The organism is Cryobacterium sp. Hz7, assembly GCF_004402815.1.
Classification (GTDB): Bacteria; Actinomycetota; Actinomycetes; order Actinomycetales; family Microbacteriaceae; genus Cryobacterium; species Cryobacterium sandaracinum.
In genome coordinates this window covers 21,761-37,138 of record NZ_SOFB01000004.1, presented here as the reverse complement: position 1 = coordinate 37,138, position 15,378 = coordinate 21,761, and the positions used below count along the sequence as shown (strand labels likewise).

14 protein-coding genes are annotated in these 15,378 nt (G+C 70.4%); 11 read left to right on the top strand and 3 right to left on the bottom strand.

Annotated features, from left to right (window positions below; all coding sequences use genetic code 11):
• Positions 1 to 41: 41 nt before the first annotated feature.
• Positions 42 to 878 carry an SDR family NAD(P)-dependent oxidoreductase gene (locus E3N86_RS00595; protein ID WP_104100056.1) on the bottom strand — a complete coding sequence of 279 codons (837 nt, stop codon included), beginning with the start codon at positions 876 to 878 and terminating at the stop codon, positions 42 to 44.
• 121 nt (positions 879 to 999) lie between these two features.
• Here E3N86_RS00595 and E3N86_RS00590 point away from each other — a divergent pair, with 121 nt between their 5' ends.
• The 6 genes from E3N86_RS00590 (at position 1,000) to E3N86_RS00565 (ending at position 7,809) form a co-directional block, all read left to right on the top strand.
• Positions 1,000 to 1,938: an ABC transporter ATP-binding protein gene (locus E3N86_RS00590; RefSeq protein WP_134511108.1), complete on the top strand. Its 939-nt coding sequence runs from the start codon at positions 1,000 to 1,002 to the stop codon at positions 1,936 to 1,938.
• 95 nt (positions 1,939 to 2,033) lie between these two features.
• The gene (locus E3N86_RS00585) at positions 2,034 to 3,092 is read left to right on the top strand and encodes an aliphatic sulfonate ABC transporter substrate-binding protein (protein WP_134374826.1); all 1,059 of its coding nucleotides are present in this window, start codon (positions 2,034 to 2,036) and stop codon (positions 3,090 to 3,092) included.
• Positions 3,093 to 3,210: 118 nt separating this feature from the next.
• Positions 3,211 to 4,107: an ABC transporter permease gene (locus tag E3N86_RS00580; protein WP_134511107.1), complete on the top strand. Its 897-nt coding sequence runs from the start codon at positions 3,211 to 3,213 to the stop codon at positions 4,105 to 4,107.
• A complete protein-coding gene (gene acs / locus E3N86_RS00575) occupies positions 4,098 to 6,182 on the top strand; it encodes an acetate--CoA ligase (RefSeq protein ID WP_241985894.1) in 2,085 nt (694 codons plus the stop codon). The genes E3N86_RS00580 and acs overlap by 10 nt, the downstream gene beginning before the upstream one ends.
• Positions 6,183 to 6,265: 83 nt before the next feature.
• The gene (locus E3N86_RS00570) at positions 6,266 to 6,835 is read left to right on the top strand and encodes a hypothetical protein (protein WP_134511106.1); all 570 of its coding nucleotides are present in this window, start codon (positions 6,266 to 6,268) and stop codon (positions 6,833 to 6,835) included.
• A gap of 176 nt (positions 6,836 to 7,011) precedes the next feature.
• Positions 7,012 to 7,809 (top strand): 2,3-bisphosphoglycerate-dependent phosphoglycerate mutase, encoded by a 798-nt coding sequence (locus tag E3N86_RS00565; protein ID WP_241985893.1) that lies wholly within the window; start codon positions 7,012 to 7,014, stop codon positions 7,807 to 7,809.
• A gap of 66 nt (positions 7,810 to 7,875) precedes the next feature.
• Here the strand turns inward: E3N86_RS00565 and E3N86_RS00560 are convergent, their stop codons facing one another.
• Positions 7,876 to 9,042, bottom strand: a complete 1,167-nt coding sequence (locus tag E3N86_RS00560) for a glycerate kinase (RefSeq protein WP_134511104.1) — start codon at positions 9,040 to 9,042, stop codon at positions 7,876 to 7,878.
• A gap of 86 nt (positions 9,043 to 9,128) precedes the next feature.
• On the opposite strand from E3N86_RS00560, the gene E3N86_RS00555 reads away from it, so the two are divergent.
• Entirely contained in the window at positions 9,129 to 10,121 is a 993-nt protein-coding gene (locus E3N86_RS00555; protein ID WP_134511103.1) for an LLM class F420-dependent oxidoreductase, read from the top strand.
• 77 nt (positions 10,122 to 10,198) lie between these two features.
• A complete protein-coding gene (locus tag E3N86_RS00550) occupies positions 10,199 to 11,437 on the top strand; it encodes a class I SAM-dependent methyltransferase (RefSeq protein WP_134374838.1) in 1,239 nt (412 codons plus the stop codon).
• 59 nt (positions 11,438 to 11,496) lie between these two features.
• Here E3N86_RS00550 and E3N86_RS00545 read toward each other — a convergent pair whose 3' ends face one another.
• Positions 11,497 to 11,877, bottom strand: a complete 381-nt coding sequence (locus E3N86_RS00545; protein WP_104100048.1) for a DUF1622 domain-containing protein — start codon at positions 11,875 to 11,877, stop codon at positions 11,497 to 11,499.
• A gap of 443 nt (positions 11,878 to 12,320) precedes the next feature.
• Here E3N86_RS00545 and E3N86_RS00540 point away from each other — a divergent pair, with 443 nt between their 5' ends.
• From E3N86_RS00540 to E3N86_RS00530, 3 genes are read left to right on the top strand one after another with little or no spacing between them, the layout of a single operon-like run.
• The gene (locus E3N86_RS00540) at positions 12,321 to 13,718 is read left to right on the top strand and encodes a DUF6421 family protein (RefSeq protein ID WP_134511102.1); all 1,398 of its coding nucleotides are present in this window, start codon (positions 12,321 to 12,323) and stop codon (positions 13,716 to 13,718) included.
• Complete coding sequence (locus tag E3N86_RS00535; RefSeq protein ID WP_241985892.1) at positions 13,711 to 14,382, top strand: SDR family NAD(P)-dependent oxidoreductase; 672 nt, start codon at positions 13,711 to 13,713, stop codon at positions 14,380 to 14,382. The genes E3N86_RS00540 and E3N86_RS00535 overlap by 8 nt, the downstream gene beginning before the upstream one ends.
• Before the next feature lie 58 nt (positions 14,383 to 14,440).
• Positions 14,441 to 15,325, top strand: a complete 885-nt coding sequence (locus E3N86_RS00530; RefSeq protein WP_104100103.1) for an ABC transporter ATP-binding protein — start codon at positions 14,441 to 14,443, stop codon at positions 15,323 to 15,325.
• Positions 15,326 to 15,378 lie beyond the last annotated feature (53 nt).

Here is a 15,378-nt window from a genome sequence, read left to right as displayed (position 1 = left end):
GGGTCGCCGGGTCTCGACAGGCTCGACCACCGGGGCTCGGGTCAGGGGCGACCGGTGAATTTGTCCATGGAGCCGTAGACACCGAAGACGCGACCCGCGACGACGTCCCACAGGGGCAGCGGCAGCAGACCGCGGACCACCTTCGAGAGCACGACCGTCCACGGCATGGTGAGCATGGGCTTGCCCGCGAGCATCGCCTGCCAGACCCGTTCGACCACGTATTCCGGCGTCATCACCGGCGTCAGCAGCGGACCGCGGGCACCCTCGAACATCCCGGTCGAGATGTAGCTGGGGCAGACGGTCGTGACCTTCACGTGCCCGAACCGTTGCTGCTTGAGCTCCAGACGCAGCGAGTCGCCCCACCCGATCAGGGCCGCCTTCGACGCCGCATAGACGCTCATCCGAGGGTTCGAGAGCATCCCGGCCGCCGACGCGATGTTCACGATACGCGACGCACGACCGCGATTGGCCATCATCGCCGGGAGGAACTCCCGGGCGATGTACATCGGCGCGAGCGCGTTGATCTGCATGGTCGGCCGCGTGTCCGCGCCGTTGTCGTGCTCCCAGAAGAAGGCTCCGCGCACGATGCCGGCGTTGTTGATCACGATGTCCGGGTCGCCGACCTCCGTGCGCACCCGCTGGGCGGTCTGGGCGATCGCGCCGAGGTCGGCGATGTCCACGACATACGGGACAACGAGCGTGCCCTCGCCGGCCCGATCGCCGAGGATGCCGGCCGCACGGGTCAGCGCCCCGGCGTCCCGGTCCCAGAGGATCACGGCTTTCGCGCCCTCGGCGACGGCCCGCTCGGCATAGAGGCGGCCCATGCCGCTGGCGGCACCGGTAATGAGCACACGGGCTCCGGAAACGGTTCGAGTCATGGCCCCATCATCCCAAGAAGAAGCGCCGCGTGTTACGTCGGGTTGCGGCCGGCCCAGCAGCATCCGTCTGCCCTCGGCTAACGTCAAGCAACTCTTCCCCTCCCTCGACCGAAAGCCGCCCATGCCGCACCGCGCCGCACCACACGAGGCGTTCGCCGATCCGGCGTCCGTGCGCGGCGCGGCGTCCAGATCCACGATCAGAACCACGGCCACGACCGGAAACTCGGCCTGCACAGTCGAGTTCGAGGCGATCGGCCGCACGTTCGCCCCCGCCACGACCCGCGGGGCCACCGCCCTACCCCCGGTGCTCCGCGAGGTTTCCCTCACGGTGCGGCCCGGCGAGGTGCTGGCGCTTCTGGGCACGAGCGGATGCGGCAAGTCCACTCTGCTCCGCATCGCGGGCGGCCTCGACTCCCCGACCACCGGCCAGGTGAGAATCGACGGCTCGCCCGTCGCCGGCATCGACCCGCGCTGCGCGGTCGGATTTCAGGAGCCGCGCCTGCTGCCCTGGCGCACCGTCACCGAGAACGTCGCACTGGGACTGCCCCGCGGCACCCCGCGGGCCGCCGGCCGCGCCCGCGTCGCCGAACTGATCGAGCTGGTCGGTCTGGCCGCGTTCGCCGGCCACCGCCCCCAGGCCATCTCCGGCGGGATGGCGCAGCGTGCCTCCCTCGCCAGGGCGTTGGCCCGCAACCCGGGCGTTCTGCTGCTCGACGAACCGTTCGGCGCCCTCGACGCGCTCACCCGCCTGAAGATGCAGGACCTCCTGCTCGACGTGCACGCCCAGGCGCCGACGACGGTCCTCCTGGTCACGCACGACGTCGACGAGGCGCTGCAATTGGCCGACCGGATCATCCTGCTCGGCCGGCCCGACAACGACACCCGCGCCGGCGCGACCATCGTGCAGGAACTCACCGTTCCCGGGGCCCGCCCCCGCGACCGCGGCTCGGCGGAACTCGCCGAACTGCGCGGACGACTTCTCGCCGGGCTCGGCATCGACCGCCACGGCGAGGCACGCGGGCTCGCCGCGACCTCTACCATCCCGGCCTTCCCCTACTGACTTTTCTGCCTCACCACTTCACCACCGCACTGCTTTCACCACCGCTTTCCCACACCGGGTGCAGCATCCGCTGCCCAATCAACTGAGAGATCCCGATGACACAGCACCGCTCCACCACACGAATCGCACTCCTTGCCGTCGCAACCGCCGCCGCCCTGCTGCTCACCGGCTGCGTCGCGGGTGAAAACCAGCCGGTCGCCGAGCCGGCCGAGGCCGCTGAAGCGGGTAAGACCACCGTCACCACCGGCGGCACCCTCAACATCGACTTCGCCACCTACAACCCGCTCAGCCTGGTGATCAAGGACCAGGGCTGGCTCGAGGATGCCCTCAGCGACCAGGACATCGCCGTGAACTGGGTGCAGTCGGCCGGCTCCAACAAGGCCAACGAGGCACTGCGCGCCAATGCCATCGACGTGGGTTCCACCGCCGGCTCGGCCGCGCTGCTGTTCCGCTCGAACGGCTCGCCGATCCAGGTCATCGACATCTTCTCGCAGCCCGAGTGGGCGGCCCTCGTCGTTCCCGGCGACTCCGCGATCACCGACGTCGCCGATCTCAAGGGCAAGCAGATCGCCGCCACCAAGGGCACCGACCCCTACTTCTTCCTGCTCCAGTCTCTGGAGGAGGCCGGACTCACCCTCGACGACGTGACCGTGCAGAACCTGCAGCACGCCGACGGCTGGGCTGCCCTCCAGAACGGCTCGGTCGACGCCTGGGCCGGACTCGACCCGATCATGGCCGGTGCCGAGGCTGCCGGCGCGGAGCTGCTCTACCGCAACGTCGACTTCAACAGCTACGGGTTCCTCAACGCCACCGAAAGCTTCCTGACCGAGAAGCCCGATGTGGCCCAGACCGTCGTCGACGTCTATGAGCACGCCCGCGCCTGGGCGCTGGAGAACCCCAACCAGACCGCCGAGATCCTGGCCGGCGTCTCGGGCCTCGACCTCGCCGTGGCCACCACGGTGATCACCGAGCGTTCCAACCTCGACGTGGACAACGTGCCCGGCAAGGCCCAGCTCACGGTGCTGAAGAAGATCGGCCCGACCTTCGTCGCCGCCGGTGACGTGGCAGCGCAGAGCCAGATCGACGACGCCCTCGACACGATCGTCAACGACAGCTTCGCCACGAAGGCCGACCCGTCGGTCGTCACGAAGTAATCAGGAACCAACGTAGCGCCGTCCGGGGCGGGCAACCGCCCCGGACACCCGCACCACCAGCACCCCCTGCACCCAGCACCCCGGCCCCACCAGCGCCACCCACCGAGAGGACGCGACCATGACCGAGACTGTGCCCCGCACACTGCCCCGCACGCTGCCGCGCACGTCGGCCCGGACCGTGCCCGACGCCACCGCCGCCGCCGCATTCGCTGCATCCGCCCCCGCCGCCCGCACGGCGCGTGCCCCGCGCCGGCCGCTCGCCTCGCGCGGCTGGATCGCCCTCGGCGGCGGAGCGGTCCTGCCGGTCCTGATCCTCGCGGCCTGGCAGCTCACCACCGCGCTCGGCGTGTTCACGATGGCCCAACTGCCCTCCCCCGCGATGGTCTGGCAGGCCGGCGTCGACCTGTTCGCGAGCGGGCTGCTCGGCCAGTACGCGGCGATCTCCACCCAGCGAGTGCTCATCGGTTTCGCCGTCGGCGCCGCCCTGGGCATCGCCCTGGGCGCCCTGGTCGGCCTGTCCCGGGCCGCCGACGTACTGTTCGCCCCTACCCTTGGCGCCATCCGGGCGGTGCCGTCGCTCGCCTGGGTTCCCCTGCTCATCCTCTGGCTGAAGATCGGCGAGGAGTCCAAGCTCACCCTGATCGCCATCGGCGCCTTCTTCCCCGTTTACACGACCGTGTCGGCGGCGCTGCGGCACGTCGACCGTCAGCTCGTGGAGGCGGGCCGCGCGTTCGGCCTGCGCAGGGCGCGCCTGTTCACGGCCGTGCAGCTGCCCGCGGTGATCCCCGCCGTGGTCTCCGGGCTGCGGCTGGCTCTGGCCCAGGCCTGGCTGTTCCTCGTGGCCGCCGAGCTGATCGCCTCCTCGATGGGGCTGGGCTTCCTGCTGATCGACTCCCAGAACAACGGCCGCATCGACCGCATCCTGCTCGCCATCATCCTGCTCGCCATCCTCGGCAAGCTGACGGATGCCGCCGTTGGCCTCTTCGAGCGCTGGGCGAACCGCAAATGGGCCTGACGCCGATGCCGGCCCCGTTCGATCCGGCGAGCGCCACCATCCGTAATCTCCTGACCGAAACCCGGCGCTACCCGGCCCCGGCCGCCTTCGCGGCGCAGGCCAACGTCGACGCCACCTGGTGGGACCAGGCCGCCGCCGATCCGATCGCGTTCTGGGCCGAGCAGGCCAACCGCCTCGACTGGGCCGAGCCGTGGCACACCGACCACACCTGGCAGCCGGCCAGGGCGGACGCCGACGGCGTGCTCTCCATTCCCCGCGCCGAGTGGTTCGCGGGCGGCAAGCTCAACGTGGCCGTCAACTGCGTCGACCGGCACGTGGCCGCCGGCAAGGGTGACAAGGTCGCCTTCTACTTCGAGGGAGAGCCCGGCGACCGCCGAACGATCACCTATGCCGAACTCGAACGCGCGGTGAACCGCGCCGCCAACACGCTTACCGACCTCGGCATCGTGCCGGGCGACCGGGTCGTGCTCTACCTGCCGGTGATCCTCGAAACCATCATCATCACCCTCGCCATCGCGCGCCTCGGCGCCGTGCACTCGCTCGTCTTCGGCGGCTTCTCCGCCGAGGCGCTGCGGTTCCGGGTCGAGGACACCGGCGCGAAGCTGCTCGTGACCACCGACGGCCAGTTCCGCCGGGGTCAGGCCGTGCCGGTCAAGGCCGCGGCCGACGAGGCCGTCGCGGGCGTGGACTCGATCGAGCACGTGCTCGTGGTGCGCCGCACCGGCGACCTGACCCCCGACATCCCCTTCACGCCGGGCCGGGATGTCTGGTGGCACGACAGCGTCGACCTCGCCTCCCCCGTGCACGAACCCGCGTACTTCGACGCGGAGACCCCGCTGTTCATCATCTACACCTCGGGCACGACGGGTACTCCTAAGGGGCTCGTGCACACCAGCGGCGGGTACCTCACGCACACCTCCTGGAGCCACTGGGCCGTCTTCGACGTCAAGGACGACGACGTGCACTGGTGCACGGCCGACCTGGCCTGGGTTACCGCTCACAGCTATGTGCACTACGGGCCGCTATCCAACGGCACCACCTCGGTGATCTACGAGGGAACGCCGAACACCCCGCATCCGGGCCGGCACCTCGAGATCATCGAGCGCTACGGAGTGACCACCTATTACACGGCGCCAACACTCATCCGCACGTTGATGACGTGGTTCCCGGAAGGGCTGCCGAGCGAGTTCGACCTGTCCAGCATCCGTCTGCTCGGGTCGGTCGGCGAGGCCATCAACCCGGAGGCCTGGGTGTGGTTCCGCGAGAACATCGGCGCCGGCAGCGCCCCCATCGTGGACACCTGGTGGCAGTCTGAGACCGGCGCCGCCGTGATGGCGCCGCTACCGGGCGTCAGCACGCTCAAGCCCGGTTCGGCCCTGCGCGCCCTGCCGGGCCTGACGACCCACGTCGTCGACGACCACGGCCGGCCGGTGCCGTTCGGCTCCGGCGGCTACCTCGTGATCGAGGGCACCTGGCCAGGCATGGCCCGCACCGTCTGGGGCGACCCCGAGCGCTACCGCGACTCCTACTGGGCCCGGTTCGCGAAGCAGGGCTTCTTCTTCTCCGGCGACGGCGCGAAATACGACGACGACGGCGACATCTGGCTCCTCGGCCGCGTCGACGACGTCATCAACGTGTCCGGGCACCGCTTGTCGACGATCGAGATAGAGTCGGCGCTCGTCGCACATCCGCTGGTCGGCGAGGCCGGCGTCGTCGGCGTGACGGATGCGAGAACAGGCGAGGCCATCGCGGCCTTCGTGATCCCGGCCGCGGCACCGCCCACCAGCGGTTCCGGCGAGCGCGGCAACCTGGGCGACCCCGCGGTCTGGCTGGCCGCCCGGGGCACCCTCGAGCCGCTGCTGCGCGCGCACGTCACACAGGCCATCGGGGTCGTCGCCCGGCCGCAGGAGGTGTTCGTTGTGCCTGACCTGCCCAAGACCCGCTCGGGCAAGATCATGCGTCGCCTCCTCGGCGATATCGTGGCCGGTCGTGCGCTCGGCGACGTGACTGCGCTCCAGGACGACTCGGTTCCGGGCCGCATCGCCGTGATCGTGGCGGCCGCGCGGCAGCGCTGAGCGCACGGTTCCAGCACCTACCCAGCGACGGGTGGAATCGTAGGGACCAACGCCCCAGACCACCCGATCCAGAGGAGCACACCATGGGATTCTTCGACCGCCTCTTCGGAACCGAGCCCCAGCAGCCGGAACAGCAGCGACGCGCGGCCGCACCACAGCGCACCGACGACGAGATCGCCGTCGATCGCTATCAGTACCTACTGCGCACGGCACCGCCCGAGACGATCGAGCAGGTGCACGCGGAGGCCTTCAGCAAACTGAACGATGAGCAACGCGACCTGCTGTTCCGCCAGCTGAGCGAGAACGCCAACGCCAGCGAGCGCCCGGCGAACGCCGAACCGGCAACACTGGCCCAGGCGGCCACCCGGGCGGAGCTGCGCCAGCCCGGCACCCTCACCCGCGCCTTCGGCAACCAGGGCCAGGGCGGGCCGAGCTTCGGCAGCATGGTCGGCAGCTCCCTGCTCGGCACCGTGGCGGGCTATGTCATCGCGTCGACGCTGATGAGCGCTTTCCTGCCCATGGACTCCGGCGGCGCGGATGCCTCGGGTGCCGACTCCGGTTCGGGCGATTCCGGCGGCGATTCCGGCGGCGCCGCGGGTTCCGGCGGCGACTCCGGCAGCGGCGATTTCGGCGGCGGCGATTTCGGCTTCTGAGCCCACCCCCTCCCGCGAGAGTCGCTCCCGCTCAACCCGGCCACTCCCCGCCGGGCGGTGGTCGCTGCGGGGCTGTAGCCTGAGAATTCGCGGCGGAAGATCCGCGACAGCTGAGGCATCCGCCGGCTGAGACTCGAACAGGGCTGGTCACCGTGCGTGAAACGGGGGTGTTAATCGTGCTGCAGCACGGCCAGAGCACCGCGAACGCCGCCGGGCTGTTCACGGGCGTGCTGGATGCGCCGCTGTCGGATCAGGGGATCCGCGAGGCCCACACGGCCACCGTCCTCCTCAACCTTGCGCTGCCGGGCGAACGGCCACCGACCACCGGCACCGGCTCTCCGGCCATGACCACGGCACCGGCACCCGCTGCAGCACCTGTCACCCTGTTCACCTCGACGCTGACGCGCGCCCGGCAGACCGCCGCGATCGTCGCTGCCGGTCTGGCCCACCCGCCGGTCGGCTGCGACGCCGACTGGCGACTGAACGAACGCAATTACGGCGCGCTGACCGGCCGTTCCAAAGACGATGTGCGCGCCGAGTTCGGCGAGGAACAGTTCGTGGCCTGGCGCCGCTCGGTCGCCGAGGCCCCGTCCGCCATGGGCGACCTGCTCTACGACGAGTTCGCCGGCACCGCCCTGTTCCGCGCGCTGCCGGCGGCCGCACTGAACCGCACCGAGGCGCTCAGCGACGTCATCACCCGAGTGGATGCCTTCCTCACCGAGCGCGTCGACCCGCTTCTCGCCCGCGGCGAGATCGTGCTCGTGGTTGCCCACGGCAACTCCCTGCGGGCTCTGTGCACGGTGATCGACGGCCTGTCCGACGGGCAGATCCGCGACCTGAACCTGCCCACCGGACAGCCGTTGGTCTACCGTTTCGACGCCCGGGGGCGTCCCGTGCCGTTCGGCGGCCGCTACCTCGACTCCGTCACCGCGCTGGCGGCCGCCCTCACCCTCGCGAATGAGGGCGGTACCTGACGATCTCGAGCCTGTGAGCTCGGGTGTGTGATCTCGAGCCGTCCGTGACGTTCCGGCTCCCGTCGCTTAGCTTGTCTGCGCCCCGCGGGCCGCCCCGGCCGACAGCCCGAGGGCGAGGATACGGCACACCGTGGCGGCGGCCCGTTCGAGGTTCGCCGGACCATCCGTCAGTGCCTGCGGGAGGTCGCTGACCTCCTGAACGATCGGCACCAGCGCGGCGAAGCCCTGGTCATAGAGCACCTCGGACCCGGGTCCTACCCGGCCCGCGAACGCGATCACGGGCACACCGTTGCGCGCGGCAGCCTCGGCCACGCCGAGCGGGGTCTTGCCGTGCAGGGTCTGCTCGTCGATGCTGCCCTCGCCGGTGAAAACGAAGTCGGCCCCGCTCAGGCGACGCTCGAGGAGGGCGGCCTCCATCACCACCTCGACGCCCCGCCGCATGCGGGAGTCGAAGCAGGCGAGGAAGGCCGCGCCGAGCCCGCCGGCCGCGCCGGCGCCGGGCAGCTCCGCCACGGAACGCCCGGAATCCGCGGTCAGCACCCGCGCGAAGACCGTGAGGGCCTCCTCGAGGTCCCGCACGGCCTGCGGATCGGCGCCTTTCTGCGGGCCGAAGACGGCGGTGGCGCCGCCCGGACCGAGCAGCGGATTGGCGACATCGCTCGCGATCTCGAACGACGCGGACCGCGCCCGCGGGTCGAATCCTTCCAGGTCGATCCGGCAGAGCCGCGCAAGCGCCGCTCCCCCGCAGTCCAGGTCACGTTCGGCGGAATCGAACAGACGAGCGCCGAGGGCGTGAAGCATGCCAGCCCCTCCGTCGTTGGTCACCGAGCCGCCCAGCCCGATCACGAACCGGCTCGCACCGCGGTCCAGCGCGTCGGTGATGAGCTGCCCGACGCCGTACGTGCTGGCGGTGCGTGCGTCCCGGTCGGCTGCGGCGACGAGATGGATGCCGGCCGACGCCGCAACCTCGATGATCGCCAGCTGCTCGGCGGCCACATAGCCGTAGGCGGCCAGCACCGGGCGTCCGCGGGCATCCTGAACCTCGGTCTCCACGATCTCACCGCCACAGGCGGCAACCATCGCGTTCACGGTGCCCTCGCCGCCGTCGGCCATCGGCACCCGCACGCACTCGGCGCCGGGGAAGACGGAACGGATGCCGCGCTCCAGGGCCGTGGCGGCCTCGACGGCCGACATGGATTCCTTGAACGAGTCGGGGGCCAGAACGAACTTCATGGTGTTGATCTTCCCGGTCCCGGGCACCAGCTGCAACTGCAGGGCGCAGGACGCGGCATCCGCTACCCCCGCGTAGGCTCGAAACCATGCGATTCGGACTCTTCATACCTCAGGGCTGGCGTCACGACCTGGTCGACATCGATCCCGTCGAACAGTGGGCGACCATGAGCGGCCTCGCCGCGCACGCCGACGCCGGCGAGTGGGAGTCGATCTGGGTGTACGACCACTTCCACACCGTGCCGGTGCCGAGCGAGGAGGCCACCCACGAAGCCTGGACGCTGATGAGCGCGTTCGCCGCCACCACGACACGGGTGCGCCTCGGCCAGATGTGCACCTGCATCAGCTACCGCAACCCGGCCTACCTCGCGAAGGTCGCCTCGACCATCGACATCATCTCCGGCGGACGCGTCGAAATGGGCATCGGCGCCGGCTGGTACGAGCACGAATGGCGCGCTTACGGCTATGGCTTCCCGCGCGCCGGCGAGCGCCTCGCACGCCTCGACGAGGGCGTGCAGATCATGCGCCAGGCCTGGGCCACCGGTAAGGCCACCCTCGACGGACAGCACTACCAGGTGGACGGCGCCATCGTGCGGCCGCTACCACTGCAGGACGGAGGCATCCCGGTCTGGATCGCCGGCGGCGGCGAGAAGGTCACCCTCAAGATCGCGGCGAAGTACGCGAACTACACGAACTTCGACGGCTCCCCCGAGGGCTTCTCGCACAAGAGCGAGTTGCTCGAGGCGCACTGCATGGCGGAAGGCACCGATTTCGGCGCGATCACCCGCTCGGCGAACTACAACACCGTGATCGCGGCGACGGAGGCCGAGGTCGCCGACCGTCTCGACGCCATCGAGGCCCGGGTCACCCCCTACCTCGGTTCGGAGGGCGCGGCGGCATTCATGGCCGAGTACCGAAGCGGCGAGGCGCAGTGCGTCGGCACACCGGAACAGGTCATCGAGCGCCTAAACGGCATGAAGGCACGCGGCCTCGGCTACGCCATCCACTACTTCCCGGAGGCCGCCTACGACCGCTCGGGTCTGGAACTCTTCGAACGCGAGGTCATGCCCGCGCTGCGTTGATCGGGCCGCACCCCGTGCTCTCCCGCCGGCCCCGGCACGCCCCCCCACCCCACCCCACCCGCGCAAAGATGGAACCCATGACCAGCACGAACACGGCGACCGGGCCCGCCCGCATCACCTGGGCGGAGGCCGGGCGGACCCGGTCGGCCCTCTGGCACTCGGAGAGCGGTTGGGCGCCGCCGGAACGCGTCGTCATCGCCGACGACACGATGACCGCGGATGCCGCCTACCGCCACGCGAAGGCTGGCACCGGCATGCTCTGGCGCGGCGACTTCCTGGGCGCCCGCCAGTTGCTCAGCGCCCTCGCCCGCCGCATCGACCACGGCCGGCACGCGCCCACCACCGACCTGGCCGCCGCTTTCCGGCACTACCGCTCCGAGGCGCTGCGCCGCTCCCGGCTGCTCGGCCTGGTGTTCGTGCCGCTCGACGCCGACTACACCATTCCGCTCCGCCGCGCGCCCGACGTTCGCCAGGCCTGCACCGAGACCTACGGCCCGGCGACGGATGCCTCGGTCACCGCCCTGCGCGAGCTCCTCGGCGTCATCGGGGCGCACGAGTGGCGCACGACCGGGGTCGACGTGCCCGCGCTCGGCGCCCGCATCCACCCGCACTACGGGGTGTTCTCGCCCGTGCGCGGCGAATACCTCGACCTGGTGAACACGGCCCCGCTGCCGGCAGCCTGGGCCGGAGGTTCTGCGGCTGAGGCCGGCTCGATCGCCGGGACCGCCACCGCGTTCGACATCGGCACGGGCACCGGGGTGCTCGCTGCGGTGCTGGCGCGACGCGGCATCCGTCACGTGGTCGGCACCGACCAGGAGCCACGGGCGCTGACCTGCGCGCGCGCGAACATCGGGCGGCTCGGGCTGGCCGGTGCGGTCGAGATCATCAAGGCCGATCTGTTCCCCGCCGGCCGCGCCGACCTCGTGGTCTGCAACCCGCCGTGGATTCCCGCGTCCGCCGTCACCGCCACCGACTTCGCCGTCTACGACCCCGGCAGCCGGATGTTGCGGGGCTTCCTGGCCGGGTTGGCCGACCACCTCCAGGCGGCCGGGGAGGGCTGGCTCGTGCTCTCCGACATCGCCGAGCACCTCGGGTTGCGCTCCCGCGGCGAACTCCTCGACCTGATCGAGGACGCGGGCCTCGAGGTCGTCGCCCGCCTGGACGCCAAACCCGTGCACGGCCGCGCCGCCGACGCGTCCGATCCCCTGCACGCCGCCCGGTCGAAGGAAGTGACGTCGCTCTGGCGGTTGCGGGCCGTCTCTCCGCCGGCCCAGTCGACTGCCGATGCCCCCGACGCGCCTGACGCTGTTCGGTGAACCGTCAGGTTTGAAGGGTGCGCGGCGGCGCCCGCCCCTCGAACGTGTCGTTTCGAGCGCTACTTGAGGTTCGGCGTGCCGCCCTTGTTCGCGGCGAGGCGCCAGCGGGACCAGGGCCAGATGCCGTCCATCTCCACCTCAAGCGAGAAGCTGAGCAGCACCCGGATCACCACGATCGCGCCGAGCACCAGCACGCTCTGCGGGGTCGGATCCACCAGGATCGTGCGGATGATATCGGCGATGATCAGCACTTCGAGCCCGAGCAGGATGGCCCGGCCCAGATTGCGGCGCAACTTCTCATAGGCCCGCTGCCGGGTGTCGGCCCGCAGCGCGGTCGGCACCGCAGCGATCATCGCGGCCGCGCCGCCGAGCACCATGATGGCTGCACCGGCCGCCTCGACGATCCGCACGACCGCCGAGATCACCTCGTCAAAGTTCATCGGCGGCGCTCCTCGCTGCATGGTCGCTGCATGGTCGCCTCGACGATAGCGCAGGCCACCCCCGCGGTCGAGCCATCCGGTGGTCGAGCCATCCGGTGGTCCAGCCTGTCGAGACCCGGGCAGCCGGTTCTCGTGCACCGCCCTCTCGCGCCGCTGAGACCGAAAGCGCCGTGTGCGCCCACAATCACCGCCGGAAGGGCGGCACTCGGCACAATGCGCGATTCTCGGAGAATGACCGGAACAACGCACACTTTCAACCGGAACGGGGGCTTTCGACGACCGGAGGGTCGGAACACGGCGATTCGTTGCGAGATATGGCAAGAAAACGCCCGCACCCTCCCGCTACTCTGGACCGTGGCGCCAAATGGCACCACCGGCACCACCCAGCACTACCACGAACGACCCCGCCGCGACCGCGGCACTCACGAAGAACGGAGGTTCCCATGTCGAATTACGTTGCGCACGATGCACTGGTCGGTGAGCCCGAGGTTCTCGAGGATGCCGTCACCGCCGCCAACCCGGCCACAAGCCCGGCCTGGCTCCGGCTCAAGTCCGCGGCCACCTCGCTTCAGGCCAGCCAGGCGCAGGACGGCTCCATCCCCGTCGCCGCCGACCACGCGGATGCCGCGGCGCACGTCGGCGTGATCGCCGCCGCCATCGACGAGCTCGCCCCGCTGTTCCCGCACGACGCCGCCTACCTCGCGGCCGTGACCCGGGACTTCACCCGCTGGAGCACCGAGGGCTTCGGCGTGCCGGACTTCTTCGACTCCCTGATGGCGTTCCAGCCGCAGCAGCAGCGGGCCGACGGCATCCGTCACCTGGTCGTGTTCCCGATGTACACGCAGAACGGCAGCGCGAACCGCTTTGTCGAGGCCGTGCTGATCGAGGTGATCTGGCCGGAATTCATCGACGAGCTCGAGCAGGAGTACACGAACGAGCTGTTCATGCCGATCCGTTTCCTCGATTTCACGCCCGGCTACGACACCAACTCGGCCGTTTTATTCCCCGAGACCGTCGCCATGCGCCAGATCCCCTCCTTCACCTGGGGTGCGATCTTCGCCGACCGCGAAGCTGCCCGGTTCCGCCGGGTCGTGCGCGCGGCCGCCGAGATCACGCGTCTCGAACTGCCTGCCGATGCGGCGGCGCTGCTCGACGACCAGCACCTGACCGAGGAAACCTTCGTCATGTGGGACCTCATCCACGACCGCACGCACATGCGCGGCGACCTCCCATTCGACCCGTTCATGATCAAGCAGCGGATGCCGTTCTTCCTCTACTCCCTGGAGGAACTGCGCTGCGACCTGACCGCGTTCCGCGAATCGGTCACGATCGAACGCGACGAGAACGCCAGCCCGGCAGCACGCCGGCACGCGAAACTCGTGCAGTACGCCGTGATCTTCGACCGGATCTTCCGATTCTCGATCAGCGGCACCCGGGTGCGGAACTACGACGGGCTGGGCGGGCAGCTGCTCTTCGCGTGGATGCACCAGCACCACGTGCTGCACTGGACCGACACCCGGCTCACCTTCGACTGGGAAGCCGTGCCCGACGTGGTCATCGCGCTGGGCAAGCGAATCGACGACCTCTACTGGGCGTCGATCGACCGGCCGAAGAAGGCCCACTGGCTGGCCGCCTACGACATGATCGCGGAGACGCTCACGCCGAACCCGGCGTCGCAGTGGGCTCGCGGTCTGCCGCTGGACGTGCTTGCTGGCGCACCGAAGGGCTACACCGACCTTGTTCTGGACGACGAGTTCCCGCTGTCGATGTTCTTCGAGGCGCTCGACAAGAAGATGAAGCCCGTGATCGAGTCGACGGCCGGGCTCACCGGGAGTGACTGACACCGCAGGCAGGGCCGTCGCTGGTCGCACCGTGCTCATCGCCGGTGCGACCAGCGCGGCCGGCCGCGCCGTGGCCACCGCGCTGACGGATGCCGGCGCGCACGTGATCGCGGTCGGCACCAACGCCGAGCGCCTGCACGGCTTCCGCGCCGAGGTTCCCGGTGCCGCAACCTATGTCTGCGACCTCGGCGACTTCGGCCAGGTCACGGCCCTGGCCGACGCCGTGCACGGCGAGCACGGTCCGATCGACGGCCTGATCCACCTGGTCGGCGGCTGGCGCGGCGGCGGCGGACTGGCCGGCCAGTCCGACGGGGACTGGGATTTCCTGCACGCGCACGTCGTCGCCACGCTGCGCAACACCACCCGCGCGTTCAACGACGACCTGCTGGCCTCGCCGGCCGGGCGCCTGGCGATCGTGTCGTCGGTGTCGGTCGACAAGCCGGCCCCGGGCGGCGCGAACTACGCCGCCGCGAAGGCCGCCGCCGAGACCTGGACCCGCGCGGTCGGTCAGGGCTTCGCGAAAGCAGGCGCGGATGCCGCGGCGGTCATCTTCGTCGTGCGTGCCCTCGCCGGGCTGGAAACCGAACTTGCGACCGCGGTGGTCGGCCTGTGGGACGCGTCGGCGGCATCCGTCAACACTTCTCGCGTGCTTTTGGCCCCCTGAACCCGACGTCGGCACCCCGCGGCGCGCTAGCGTGGAACCAGGCTACAGAGGGGCAGGCATGCTCGACATCAGGACCATAAACAAGCGTTATGGCACCCGGCAGGTGCTGACCGACGTGAGTTTCGGCGTCGAGAGCGGACGCCTGACCGGCTTCGTCGGTGCGAACGGCGCCGGCAAGACAACCACCATGCGGATCATCCTGGGGGTGCTGTCGGCCGACTCCGGCACCGTGCTGCAAGACGGCGTTCCGCTGACCAGCGACGACCGCCGCCGCTTCGGCTACATGCCGGAGGAGCGCGGCCTCTACCCGAAGATGAAGGTGGGCGAGCATCTCGTCTACCTGGCCCGCCTGCACGGGTTGGGCCCGGCTTCCGCCCGCCGCAACACCGCCGAGTTGCTCGACCGGCTCGGCCTCGGCGAGCGGGCCGGTGACCTGGTGCAGTCTCTCTCGCTCGGCAACCAGCAGCGCGCCCAGATCGCGGCCGCGCTCGTGCACGACCCGGAGTTCCTCGTGCTCGACGAGCCGTTCTCCGGCCTTGACCCGCTCGCGGTGGAAGTGGTCATGAGCGTGCTCTCCGGCTTCGCCGCCCAGGGCGCGCCGGTGCTGTTCTCCTCGCACCAGCTCGACATCGTCGAGCGCCTCTGCGACGACGTCGTCATCATCGCCGACGGCGAGATCCGGGCCAACGGCCCCCGAGAGCGGCTGCGCGAGCAGCACAGCAGCCCCCGGTTCGAATTGCGCACCGCGGCCGACGCTGAGTGGATCCATACCGTGCCCGGCATCTCCGTGCTCGACCTCTCCGGGGGTGTCGCCGTGTTCGAAGCCGAAACGGATGCCGCCAGCCAGTCCGTTCTGCGCCAGGCCCTCACCCGGGCCCCGGTGACACAGTTCAGCCAACAGCGGCCCAGCCTCGCCACCATCTTCAAGGAGATCGTGCAGTGAGCACCATCTGGAACGACCGCGCCGGCACGCCACACATCGGACGCCCGCAGGTT